This window comes from Frankia sp. AgKG'84/4 (assembly GCF_023242965.2).
Lineage (GTDB): Bacteria > Actinomycetota > Actinomycetes > Frankiales > Frankiaceae > Frankia.
The window spans coordinates 1-11,225 of the sequence record NZ_JALKFU020000124.1; the positions used below are offsets into that span (position 1 = coordinate 1).

13 protein-coding genes are annotated in these 11,225 nt (G+C 72.6%); 12 read left to right on the plus strand and 1 reads right to left on the minus strand.

The annotated features are described in order from the left end of the window. From MXD58_RS10645 to MXD58_RS10700, 12 genes are all read left to right on the plus strand, one after another. Window positions 1-997 (plus strand): nitrogenase component 1 (locus tag MXD58_RS10645; protein ID WP_284678180.1); only part of this gene is annotated, 997 nt, incomplete at its 5' end. After that, window positions 991-1,422 (plus strand): nitrogen fixation protein NifX, encoded by a 432-nt coding sequence (gene nifX, locus MXD58_RS10650; RefSeq protein ID WP_248838502.1) that lies wholly within the window; start codon window positions 991-993, stop codon window positions 1,420-1,422. The genes MXD58_RS10645 and nifX, both read left to right, overlap by 7 nt. Further along, a complete protein-coding gene (locus MXD58_RS10655) occupies window positions 1,419-1,862 on the plus strand; it encodes a NifX-associated nitrogen fixation protein (RefSeq protein WP_248838501.1) in 444 nt (147 codons plus the stop codon). The genes nifX and MXD58_RS10655 overlap by 4 nt, the downstream gene beginning before the upstream one ends. After that, entirely contained in the window at window positions 1,852-2,100 is a 249-nt protein-coding gene (locus tag MXD58_RS10660; RefSeq protein WP_248838500.1) for a CCE_0567 family metalloprotein, read from the plus strand. The genes MXD58_RS10655 and MXD58_RS10660 overlap by 11 nt, the downstream gene beginning before the upstream one ends. Continuing rightward, the gene (gene nifW, locus MXD58_RS10665) at window positions 2,097-2,498 is read left to right on the plus strand and encodes a nitrogenase-stabilizing/protective protein NifW (protein WP_248838499.1); all 402 of its coding nucleotides are present in this window, start codon (window positions 2,097-2,099) and stop codon (window positions 2,496-2,498) included. The genes MXD58_RS10660 and nifW overlap by 4 nt, the downstream gene beginning before the upstream one ends. Further along, complete coding sequence (locus MXD58_RS10670; RefSeq protein ID WP_248838498.1) at window positions 2,495-2,992, plus strand: nitrogen fixation protein NifZ; 498 nt, start codon at window positions 2,495-2,497, stop codon at window positions 2,990-2,992. The genes nifW and MXD58_RS10670 overlap by 4 nt, the downstream gene beginning before the upstream one ends. Then, window positions 2,989-4,485 carry a nitrogenase cofactor biosynthesis protein NifB gene (nifB, locus tag MXD58_RS10675; protein WP_248838497.1) on the plus strand — a complete coding sequence of 499 codons (1,497 nt, stop codon included), beginning with the start codon at window positions 2,989-2,991 and terminating at the stop codon, window positions 4,483-4,485. Before MXD58_RS10670 ends, nifB begins: the two co-directional genes overlap by 4 nt. Further along, the gene (locus MXD58_RS10680) at window positions 4,482-5,102 is read left to right on the plus strand and encodes an iron-sulfur cluster assembly accessory protein (RefSeq protein WP_248838496.1); all 621 of its coding nucleotides are present in this window, start codon (window positions 4,482-4,484) and stop codon (window positions 5,100-5,102) included. Before nifB ends, MXD58_RS10680 begins: the two co-directional genes overlap by 4 nt. 67 nt (window positions 5,103-5,169) lie before the next feature. Beyond that, on the plus strand, window positions 5,170-6,159 hold the full coding sequence (locus MXD58_RS10685) for a HesA/MoeB/ThiF family protein (protein ID WP_308301940.1): 990 nt from the start codon (window positions 5,170-5,172) through the stop codon (window positions 6,157-6,159). Then, on the plus strand, window positions 6,156-7,595 hold the full coding sequence (locus MXD58_RS10690; RefSeq protein WP_248838495.1) for a cysteine desulfurase family protein: 1,440 nt from the start codon (window positions 6,156-6,158) through the stop codon (window positions 7,593-7,595). The genes MXD58_RS10685 and MXD58_RS10690 overlap by 4 nt, the downstream gene beginning before the upstream one ends. Before the next feature lie 82 nt (window positions 7,596-7,677). Beyond that, the gene (locus tag MXD58_RS10695) at window positions 7,678-9,699 is read left to right on the plus strand and encodes a 2-oxoacid:acceptor oxidoreductase subunit alpha (protein WP_248838494.1); all 2,022 of its coding nucleotides are present in this window, start codon (window positions 7,678-7,680) and stop codon (window positions 9,697-9,699) included. After that, complete coding sequence (locus tag MXD58_RS10700) at window positions 9,696-10,787, plus strand: 2-oxoacid:ferredoxin oxidoreductase subunit beta (RefSeq protein ID WP_248838493.1); 1,092 nt, start codon at window positions 9,696-9,698, stop codon at window positions 10,785-10,787. The genes MXD58_RS10695 and MXD58_RS10700 overlap by 4 nt, the downstream gene beginning before the upstream one ends. A 217-nt stretch (window positions 10,788-11,004) precedes the next feature. Here MXD58_RS10700 and MXD58_RS10705 read toward each other — a convergent pair. Continuing rightward, the coding region (locus tag MXD58_RS10705) for a hypothetical protein (RefSeq protein WP_250609271.1) at window positions 11,005-11,225 on the minus strand (221 nt) is incomplete at its 5' end.

The window sequence follows — 11,225 nt, forward strand, 5'->3', positions numbered from 1 at the left end:
GGTCACGACCGCTGCGCTGGCCCCGCCCCTGACCCGGCTGGCCAGGGCAGCCAGCGTGACCCGTCCGGCCGGCAGCGCTGGCGAGGACGGCGACCTGATCGCCGTCCTCGCCGGTCCTGGGCTCACCGCGGCCGACCTGGACGAGCTCGCCGGCCTGGTGCGCGCGTTCGGCCTCGTCCCGGTGCTGGTGCCGGACCTGTCCGGCTCCCTGGACGGGCACCTCGCCCCCGCCTGGGCGCCCACGACGACCGGCGGTACCACACTCGCCGAGCTGTGCTCGCTGCGTGACGCCCGGGCCGTCCTGGTCGCCGGGGCCGCCGCGACCACCGCGGGTGAGCTGCTCGCCGCCCGCACCGGCGCCCCGCTGTTCGACCATCCCCACCTGACCGGCCTGACCGAGATGGACGCGCTGGTCAGCGAGCTGATGGTGGTCAGCGGCCGGACTGCCCCGCGGGAGGTCCGCCGGGCCCGCGAACGCCTCGCCGACGGGCTGCTCGACGCGCACTTCGTGCTCGGCGGCGTCCGGGTCGCGATCGCCGCCGAGCCCGATCTCCTGGTCGCGGCCGGGTCGCTGCTGCGCGACGCCGGCGCCGAGATCGTCACCGCGATGGCGCCGACCTCCGAGCCGGTCCTCGCCGACGCCCCCTGGGCCGAGGTCGTCGTCGGCGACCTCGACGAGTTCGCCGAGCGGGCCGCGGCGGCCGGCGCCGAGCTGGTGCTCGGCTCCAGCCATACCCGCGGGGTCGCCCACCGGATCGGCGCCGCGTTCCTGCCGCTCGGCTTTCCGATCTTCGACCGGCTGGGGGCGGCGCTGGCCGGCACCGCCGGCTACGCCGGCAGCCTTCGCCTGCTCCTCGACGCGGCCAACCGCGTCCTCGACCACGGGCCCGGCGGGCACCCGAGCGACGGGCGGTCCACCTCGGACATCACCCGTGCGCCGGGCGCCACGGCCGACCCCGATGAACTCGACGACCTGTGCCAGGAGTCACCGTGTTGAAGATCGCTTTCGCCACCAGCGATGGAACCGCCGTGGACCAGCACTTCGGCTGGTGCCAACGGTTCGACGTGTACGAGGTCGGCCCCACCGGGTCGCGCCTGCTGGAGCGCCGCCTGCTCGACGCGGCCTCCGACGACGAGGAAGGCAAGATCGAATCCAGGCTCGCGGCGGTCCTCGACTGCGTGATCCTCAACATCAGCGACATCGGCGGCACAGCGGCCGCCCGCGTCGTGAAGGCCAAGATCCATCCGGTGAAGGTGGCCAAGGGCACCAGCGTCGAGGACCTGCTGGCCCGGTACATCTCGACCCTCGCGGGCACCCCGCCGCCGTGGCTGCGCAAGGTGATGCGGGCCCGAGACCCGCAGCCGGTCGAGCAGAGCTGGACCCGCAGCGTCGCCGCGGTGCTCAAGGGAGACGCGGCATGACCGAGACGACCGGATTCCTGCGCGACCTCGTCGACCAGGTCCGCGCCAGCGACGCGTACGGCCAGCTCGACCGGTTCTCCGACGACCACCTGCTGGCGCCGTTCGTCCTCACCCGCGAGGACCGCCGCAACATCGCCGCCAACTGCGACCTGGAGCCCGCGACCGAGGCCCGGCTGCGGTCGTTCTACCAGGCCATCGCCGCCGCCACCGAGCGGGCCACCGGCGCCTTCACGACGACGATCCTCGACCTCAGCCACGAGGGCTTCGGTCGTGTGATCATCTTCGCCGGCCGGCTCGTCGTCGTCTCCGAGGCGCTGCGGGACGTGCAGCGCTTCGGCTTCGACTCGCTGGACAAGCTCAGCGCCCGGGGCGAGTCCCTGGTGACCGGCGCGACCAAGGTGATCGAGCAGTACGGGGAGGTCGCCCGCGATGACGCCTGACCCGGTAGCGCAGGGCACCCGACCCGGGGACGGCACCGAACTCGACCCGGAGGCGGCCCGCAAGCGGCTGCGCCGGCTCAACAGCCGCGCCTCGCAGCTGAAGCTCGACCTGCACGACCTCTCTGAGGAGCTCCCGCTCGGCTGGGAGTCGATCCTCGACGTCGCCCAGCGCACCTACGACGCGTACGCCGAAATCGCCCTGCTCGAGGGCCAGGCCGAGAAGGAGACGTCGGCATGAGCACGACCACCGCCGCGGCCCAGCTCGCCGAGTTCCACCGCTGCACCACCGCGGAGCAGTACCTCGACCTGCTGGGTGTCGCCTACGACCCCCGCGTCGTCGCCGTCAACCGGCTGCACATCCTGCGGCTGTTCGGCGACGAGCTGGGCCGCCTGCACGCCGCCGGCGGCGACGGCGAGCAGGCCGACCCGGCGGAACTGCTGCGCGCCTACCACGACGGCCTCGAGCGCTGCTATCAGGCATTCCTCAAGGCCACGGCGCTGGACCACCGGGTCTTCAAGGTCCTCAAGGACCGCGCACCCCAGGCGGCGGGCTTCGTGCCGTCGTCCGACATCACCGTGGCACGGCCGGGCGACGCCCGGCCGGCACCGACCGCGCAGCCGGAGGAGGACCAGTGAGCAGCAACACCTACGACGTCGGAGACGTCGTCGTCACCGTCAAGGAGCTGCGCAACGACGGCACCTACCCCGACCCGGCGGTCTCCGTCGGTGACGTGCTGGTCGAGGCCGGTACCCGGGGCGAGGTCATCAACGTCGGCCTCTACCTGCAGGAACACATCGTCTACGCGGTCGCCTTCCGCAACGGCCGGGTCGTCGGCGCCCTGGAGCGCGAACTCGCCCCGCCGCCGGACGACGAGGGCGAACCCGCCCGCCAGCCGAGCACGCCGCCGGCCGCAGTCCCGATCGCGACGAGTGTCTCGACCTCGGCACCGACCGCGGACGAGCACCACGGCGGGTCCGGCGGCGGCTGCAAGCACGGCAAGGCCGACTGTTCCGGCGGCGGTGGCAAGGGCCACGGCCAGGGTCACGGAGACGGCGAGAAGGCCGGCGGCGAGCAGGCGGCGAAGTCCACCGTTGCGGGGGCGGCCGGTGGGAAGGACGGCCCCCGATGAGCGCGGGCTGCCGGAGCACCACCAGCTGTGGCACCACCACGCCGCAGCAGGACCCGGAGATCGCCGAGAAGATCGCCAACCATCCGTGCTACAGCGCCGAGGCGCACCAGTACTACGCCCGCATGCACGTCGCGGTCGCCCCCGCCTGCAACATCCAGTGCAACTACTGCAACCGGAAGTACGACTGCGCCAACGAGAGCCGGCCGGGCGTCACCAGCGACCTGCTGACCCCCGAGGACGCGTTTGCCAAGGTCAAGCTGGTTGCCAGCGAGATCAAACAGATGAGCGTGCTCGGCATCGCCGGGCCCGGCGACCCGCTGGCCAACCCGAAGCAGACGTTCCGCACGATGGAACTGGTGGCCCGGGACTGCCCGGACATCAAGCTGTGCCTGTCGACCAACGGGCTGCGGCTGCCCGAGTTCGTCGACCGCATCGCCGACCTGAACGTCGACCACGTGACGATCACGATCAACATGATCGACCCCGAGGTCGGTGAGCGGATCTACCCGTGGGTCGCCTACAAGGGCCAGCGGTACACCGGCCGGGAAGCCTCGAGGATCCTCTCCGAGCAGCAGCTCGAGGGCCTCGCCGCGCTCGCCGACCGGAAGATCCTCTGCAAGGTCAACTCGGTGCTGATCCCCGGGGTCAACGACACCCACCTCGTCGAGGTCTCCCGGACGGTCAAGGAGCTCGGCGCCTTCCTGCACAACGTGATGCCGCTGGTCTCAGCACCCGAGCACGGCACCCACTTCGGCCTGACCGGCCAGCGCGGGCCGACCGCGCAGGAGCTCAAGGCGCTGCAGGACCGGTGCGAGCAGGACGACGGCGCCGAGATGAACATGATGCGGCACTGCCGGCAGTGCCGCTCCGACGCGGTCGGCCTGCTCGGCGAGGACCGCGGCGACGAGTTCAGCCCCGAGACCTACCAGGGCCGCGAGATCGCCTACGACCTCGAAGGCCGGCAGGCCGCGCACGAGGAGATCGAGCGCTGGCGCTCCGAGGTCGCGATGACCCGGGAAAGCCTCAACATCTCCACCGGCATGACGCTCCCGACGGGCCCGGCCGCCCCGGACGAGCCGGCCATCCCGGCGCTGCGCCCGGCCGAGGTGGTTCTCGTCGCCGTCGCGACCAAGGGCAGCGGCGTCGTCAACCAGCACTTCGGCCACGCCGGCGAGTTCTGGATCTACGAGGCCGCGCCCGGCTGGGCACGGCTGGTACAGACCCGCGACGTGGACCGCTACTGCAACGGCCCGTCCGACTGTGACGACGACGAGGGCGACGGCAAGGGCCCGTCGAAGCTCGACCAGACCATCGAGATGCTCGCCGACTGCGCCGCGGTGCTCTGCAGCAAGATCGGCCCGGGTCCGAGGGAAGCACTCGAGGACGCCGGCATCGAGCCGGTGGAGATCTACGACCTCATCGACAAGGCGGTGGCCGAGGTCGGCGGCCGCCTCATCACCGACCGTGCACCCGCGGAGGTTGGCACCCCATGACCACGACCACTCCCGTCATCGAGCTGACCGAGCGGGCCCGCACGCAGGTGCGTCACCTGCTCACCTCGACGCCCGGGACGGACGGCTTCGCCCTGCGCATCGGCGTCGAGACGGGCGGCTGCGCCGGCTACACCTACAACCTCTCGCTCGTCCCCGGCGCCGAGGCCGAGGACGCCGTCCACAGCCAGGACGGCTTCGACGTCGTCGTTGCCTCCTCGGTGGCGCACCTGCTGCAGGGCATGCGGGTGGACTACGCCGAGACGTTGACGTCCTCCGGCTTCACCTTCACCAACCCGAACGCGAAGAGCTCCTGCGGCTGCGGGTCGTCGTTCGGCGCCTCGGACACACCGGAGCGCAGCGAGGCCGACGTGTTGCTGCGCGAGCGGGTCGAAGAGGCGATGGCGGAGATCCGTCCGTTCCTGCAGGGCGATGGCGGCGACGCCGAGATCGTCGCCGTCCTCGCCGGCGGCGGCCAGCCGGGCTCCGCTGAGGTGCACCTGAAGCTGACCGGTGCCTGCGGGAGCTGCTCCAGCGCGGGCGCGACCCTCTCCGGGGTGATCGAGGCCCGGCTGAAGGAGCTGTTGCCGGAGATCGGCCGGGTCGCGCTGGTCGCCTGACCGGCCCCGGCTCGGCGGAGCAGCCCGCCCTTTTCCACCCGTCCTGCCGATAACCGCGGAGCGCACGATGGTCACTGCCCGATCCCACTCCTCCTCCCGCCTGCGGACGATCTGCCCCGGACCGGCGGCGCGGACGCTGCCCGGCCCGTCAACGCTGCCCGGCCCGTCAGTGCTGCCCGGCCCGTCAGTGCTGCCCGGCCCGTCAGTGCTGCCCGGCCCGTCAGTGCTGCCTGGTCAGTCGGTGCTGCCTGGTCATTCGGCGTTGCCCGTCCAGTCCGCCCCGCCCGGTGCCGACGTCTCCCGACGCTACGACCGGCAGGTGACCATCCCCGGGTTCGGGGTCGCGGTCCAGCGGCGGCTGAGTCAGGCGACGGTGCTGGTGGCCGGGGTCGGCGGGGTCGGCGGGGCGGCGGCAACCTACCTGGCCGCCGCCGGGGTCGGCCGGCTCATCCTGGTGCACCCCGGTGACCTGGAGGAGCCCGACCTCAACCGGCAGACGCTGATGCGCCCGGAGCGGGTCGGGCAGTCGCGGGTGCTCTGCGCCGCCGACACGCTGCGGGCGCACCACCCGCAGGTGGAAATCGTCGCGATCGACCGCCCGCTGGACGACCCCGCGGTGCCCGGCCTGATCGCCGAGGCCGACGTGGTCGTCGACGCCCGGCACAACTTCCCCGAGCGCTACCTGATCAATCGGCTGTGCCTCCGCAACGAGGTGCCGCTGGTCGTCGCGGCAATGAACTCCACCGAGGCGTACCTGCTGGTGGTCCGGCCGGGGGAGCCGTGCCTGCGGTGCGTGTTCCCGGCGGGCGACCCGTCCTGGGAGCCACTCGGCTTCCCGGTGCTCGGCTCGGTCGCCGGGACGGTCGGCTGCCTGGCGGCGACGGAGGCACTGAAGGTCGCCGGCGGGTTCGCCGAGCCCGCCGTCGGCCGTCTCGTCCACATCGACCTGTGGGACGTGGACCTGCGCGCCCCGCGGACCCGGCGCGACCCGGGCTGCCCGGACTGCGGACCAGGAAGCCCGGACAGCCCGGAACACGGCCCCGGCGGCTCCGCATGATCTATCTGGACCACAACGCGACGACCCCGGTCGACCCGGAAGTCCTCAACGCGATGCTGCCGTTGCTACGGGAGCACTTCGCGAACCCAGCGAGCCCGCACCCGGCCGGCCAGGCCGTCCTGCGCCTCGTCGAGCACGCCCGCCGCGACGTCGCCACGCTCGCCGGGGCCCGCCCCCGCGATGTCGTGTTCACCAGCGGTGCCACCGAGGCCGCGAACCTGGCGATCGTCGGCCTGCTCGGCGGTGAACCGCCGACGCGGCGGCGGATCCTGGTCGGCGCGACCGAGCATCCGGCGGTGCTGGGTGCGGCGCGCGCCGCCGCCGAGCGGTACGAGGGCAGCGTGCAGACCATCCGGGTGCACCCGGGTGGCGCCCTCGACCTCTCCCATCTGCGCGCGCTGCTGCGTCCCACGCCCGCCGGCGGTGAGGTCGCCCTGGTCGCCGTGATGGCGGCGAACAACGAGACGGGGGCGTTGACCAACCCGCGGCACGTCGCGCCGTTCGTCCACGACGCCGGGGCGCTGTTCCTCTGCGACGTCACCCAGGCACTCGGGCGGCTTCCCGTCGCGGTCAACGACGCCGGGATCGACCTGGCCGTCGCGTCCGCCCACAAGATCTACGGGCCGAAGGGCGTCGGGATGCTCGTCGCCGGGCGCGGCACGCGGTCGCGGCTCACCCCGATCCTGCACGGCGGCGGGCAGGAGCGCGGTCTGCGGTCGGGCACCCTGAACGCCCCGGGCATCGTCGGCTTCGGCGCCGCCGCGCGGATCGCCGCCGCGGTGATGGACGACGAGGCCGCCCGGCACCGCGACCAGACCGACCTGCTCTACGACCTGCTGGTCGCCTGGCTCGGCACCGAGACGGTCAAGGTCAACGGGCCGGTCGAGGGTGGCACCGGACGGCCCGGCCCGATCCGGCTGCCGAACACGCTGAGCCTGCGGTTCGTCGACGCCGACGCCGACGCCGTGCAGTCCTGCCTGCCGGACGTGGCGGTCTCCGCCGGGTCCGCGTGCCACGGCGGGGGGCAGGAACCGTCGCCGGTGCTGCTGGCGATGGGCCTGTCGGCAACGGCGGCGCGGGAGACCTTGCGTTTCAGCGTCGGCCGGTTCACCACCGTCGACCAGCTGCACGCCGCCGCGGCGTCGGTGGCCCGCGCCGTGCTCCGGGTGCAGTCCCTGCGTGCCGTCGGCTCCGGCGATCTGCCGCGTCCGGCGGACTCCGCCGACTCGGACTCCGCCGACTCGGACTCCGCCGACTCGGACTCCGCCGACTCGGACTCCGCCGACTCCGACTCCGCCGCCGCCACCGCCACCGCCGACTCGGCTGATCGCACCGACCCCGCCGATCCGCCCGGCCCGAACGGGTCGGCCGGATCGGCTGCCTCGATCGGCGGTCGGGCTCCCGACCTGCCCGTTCCCCGATCTGCCCTGCCCTGATCACTGATCCGCGCCGCCCGCCTCGCCGAGCACTCCCCGGTGATGTTCGGCGCGGGACGCGACGCCTGAAATGAGGTCTCCCATGCCCACCGAGCAGTTGTCCGAGCGGCCCGACGGGGTCAGACGGCTGGAGAACGTGGTGATCCGGTTCGCCGGTGACTCCGGCGACGGAATGCAGCTCACCGGAGACCGGTTCGGCGCCCAGGCCGCCGCCATCGGCAACGATGTGGCGACCCTGCCGAACTACCCGGCGGAGATCCGCGCGCCAACGGGAACCGTGGCCGGGGTGTCGAGCTACCAGCTCCACATCGCCGACCACGACATCTCGACCCCCGGCGACCAGCCCGACGTCCTGATCGCGATGAACCCGGCGGCCCTGAAGGCCAACGTCACCGAGCTGCGGCCCGGCGGCGTGATCATCGTCGACACCGACACCTTCACGGTCCTGGGCCTGGAGAAGGCCGGTTATGAGGCCGACCCGCTCACCGACGGTTCGCTGGACGCCTACCAGGTGCACGCGCTCAACCTGACCGGGTTCGCCTCCGCGGCCGTCGCCGACCACAACCTCAAGCGCAAGGACGCCGCGCGGACGAAGAACATGTTCGCCCTCGGCCTGGTGTCCTGGATGTTCAGCCAGCCGGTCGAGGACACGATCGAGTACCTGCGCAAGCGGTTCGCGTCCAAGCCGGACGTGCAGGCCGCGAACATCGCCGCGCTGCGCGCCGGGGTGATCTACGGTGAGACGACCGAGGCGTTCGCGAACGTCTACGAGGTGCGGCCGGCTGCGCTCCCGCCCGGCACCTACCGTCACCTCAAGGGCAACAAGGCGGTCGCCTACGGCCTGGTCGCCGCGGCCCACCAGGCCGCGATGCCGCTGTTCCTCGGCGCCTACCCGATCACGCCGGCGTCCGAGATCCTGCACGAGCTGTCCATCCTGGCGTCCAACGACGTGCGGTCCTTCCAGGCCGAGGACGAGATCGCCGCGATCGGTGCCGCGATCGGCGGGTCGTTCGCCGGCATGCTCGGCGTGACCGTCACCTCCGGGCCGGGCATGGCGCTCAAGGCCGAGGCCCTCGGCCTCGCAGTGATCATGGAGCTGCCGCTCGTCATCGTGAACGTGCAGCGCGGCGGCCCGTCCACCGGTCTGCCGACCAAGACCGAGCAGTCCGACCTGCTGCAGGCCCTCTACGGCCGGCACGGCGAGGCCCCGATCCCGGTGATCGCCGTGCGCTCCCCGGCGGACGGGTTCGACGCGGCGATGGAGGCGGCGCGCATCGCGCTCGCCTACCGGACCCCGGTCATCCTGCTCTCCGACGCCTACATCGCCAACGGCAGCGAGCCGTGGCGGGTACCCGAGGTGGCGGATCTGCCGTTCATCGGGATCGACCTGGCCACTGAGCCGAACGCGGTCGACGACGCCGGCAACCCGGTCTTCCTGCCCTACTCCCGCGACCCGGCGACCCTCGCCCGGCCGCTGGCGATCCCCGGCACCCCCGGCCTGACCCACCGCATCGGCGGCCTGGAGAAGGCCGACCAGACCGGCGCGGTGTCCTACGACCCGGACAACCATGACCTGATGACCCGCACCCGGCAGGCCAAGATCGACGGCATCGATGTGCCGCTGCTCGAGGTCGACGACCCGAGCGGGCCGCCCGGGTCCGGCGCGGACGTGCTCGTGATCGGTTGGGGCTCGACCTGGGGCCCCATCGGCGAGGCCTGCCAGACGGTGCGCGCCGCGGGGCTGAAGGTCGCCCAGGCGCACCTGCGGCACATCGCTCCGCTGCCCGCGAACGTCGCGTCGGTGCTGTCCGAGTACCACACCGTGCTCGTGCCGGAGATGAACCTCGGTCAGCTCGCGGGCCACCTGCGCCGCGAGACCCTGATCGACACCGTCAGCTACAACCAGACCCGCGGCATGCCCTTCCGGTCCGCGGAACTCGCCTCCGTGATCACTCGGGTGATCGCGGGCATCACCGAGGATGACACCTCGGGCGAGCGCTCCGTGAAGGTGCTCGGCGACGTCGCCGCGCGCCTCGCCGGCGCGGCGACCGCGGCCACCGCTACCGCTACCAGTCAGGACGCGACCCCGGAGGCGGGACGATGAGCGAGGTCAACGAGACGAGCGGGGCGACGGCGGAGGAGCCGGCTGGCGGCGGCAGCGGCCGGCGGGCCCCGACCGTCGCCGACTTCACCACCCCCCAGGAGGTCCGCTGGTGCCCCGGCTGCGGGGACCACATGATCCTCTCGACGATGCGAGGGCTGCTGCCCGCGCTCGGTGTCGCCCCCGAGAACACGGTCATCGTGTCGGGCATCGGCTGCTCCTCCCGGCTGCCGTACTACCTCGACACCTACGGCATCCACTCCATCCACGGGCGGGCACCGTCGTTCGCGACCGGGATCTCGATCAACCGGCCGGACCTGTCGGTGTGGGTGGTCACCGGTGACGGCGACTCGCTGTCCATCGGTGGAAACCACCTGATCCACGCGCTGCGCCGCAACGTCAACCTCAAGATTCTGCTGTTCAACAACCAGATCTACGGTCTGACGAAGGGCCAGTTCTCGCCCGCGTCCAAGGTCGGCACGGTCAGCCCGTCGAGCCCGCACGGCTCGCTGGACTACCCGTTCAACCCGGTCGCGCTCGCGCTCGGCGCCGGTGCCACCTTCGTGGCCCGCACCGTTGACTCCGACCGTCGGCACCTCACCGCGACCCTCACCGCCGCCGCCGCCCACAAGGGCGCCGCACTGGTCGAGATCCGCCAGGGCTGCCCGACGTTCAGCGCGATCCCGCGTCAGCCGCGGGGCGCCGCCGGTGCGCCGTCCGACACGGACAACCCGGCGTCGCCGGACCAGGCCCCCATCCGCCTCTCCCCCGGACTGCCGATCGTGTTCGGCAGCAACGAGCAGTGGGGTGTCATCCGCGACCCGAGCACCGGCGAGCTGGCGATCGGCAACGGCGGCGACTCCCGCGTGGTCGTGCACGACCCGGGCACGCCCAACTCGACCTACGCGTACGGGCTCGCCCGGCTCGCGGAGACGGCGCTCGCCGAGCCGCCGATCGGCGTGTACCGATCGGTGTCCCAGCCGAGCTTCGACCAGCTGTACCAGGAGCGGCTGGCGACGGCCCGGCCTGGCGGCCGCGGTGACCTGCGGACGCTGCTGACCGGCGCGGATTCCTGGGTGGTCGCCGGCTAGGGTGCTGCGCCCCTGGCCGGAGCGGACGGGCGGCCGGGCGGACCGCCCGTCTCGCGTAGGAGGGGATCAGGTCGACCACCAGGTCGGCCCGGTCCCCTCTTTGCGTACACGCAAGCCCGCACCGCCCACATCACCCGAAACGGGGCGTCCCCCCTGTCGCTGTCGGGGGACAACGCGCTTTCGGCCGCTTCTGCAGGGTTCCGCGCCCGATTTGCCCCTACAGAAGCGGCCCGAACAGGGATTGGCGGTGCCCGGAAGTGGCGGCGGCTTGTGTTGGGGTGGCGGGCTTGCCAGCGACGTTTTTGGTGTCGGTGGCGCTTTTGTGCCAGGGGCGCGCGTTTGTGTCGGCGACGCCTTGGCCTCGGCGGCGCTTTCGTGCCAGCGATGCCTCCGTGCCGGCGAGGTTTTCGTTTCGGCTGAATGTGGAGCCGACCTGTT

What these genes read in the sequence shown, in the direction of transcription:
- MXD58_RS10655 (WP_248838501.1), top strand. Translation starts at nt 1,419, where the DNA reads ATGACCGAGACGACCGGATTCCTGCGCGACCTCGTCGACCAGGTCCGC.
- MXD58_RS10660 (WP_248838500.1), top strand. Translation starts at nt 1,852, where the DNA reads ATGACGCCTGACCCGGTAGCGCAGGGCACCCGACCCGGGGACGGCACC.
- nifW (WP_248838499.1), top strand. Translation starts at nt 2,097, where the DNA reads ATGAGCACGACCACCGCCGCGGCCCAGCTCGCCGAGTTCCACCGCTGC.
- nifB (WP_248838497.1), top strand. Translation starts at nt 2,989, where the DNA reads ATGAGCGCGGGCTGCCGGAGCACCACCAGCTGTGGCACCACCACGCCG.
- MXD58_RS10680 (WP_248838496.1), top strand. Translation starts at nt 4,482, where the DNA reads ATGACCACGACCACTCCCGTCATCGAGCTGACCGAGCGGGCCCGCACG.
- MXD58_RS10685 (WP_308301940.1), top strand. Translation starts at nt 5,170, where the DNA reads ATGGTCACTGCCCGATCCCACTCCTCCTCCCGCCTGCGGACGATCTGC.
- MXD58_RS10690 (WP_248838495.1), top strand. Translation starts at nt 6,156, where the DNA reads ATGATCTATCTGGACCACAACGCGACGACCCCGGTCGACCCGGAAGTC.
- MXD58_RS10695 (WP_248838494.1), top strand. Translation starts at nt 7,678, where the DNA reads ATGCCCACCGAGCAGTTGTCCGAGCGGCCCGACGGGGTCAGACGGCTG.
- MXD58_RS10700 (WP_248838493.1), top strand. Translation starts at nt 9,696, where the DNA reads ATGAGCGAGGTCAACGAGACGAGCGGGGCGACGGCGGAGGAGCCGGCT.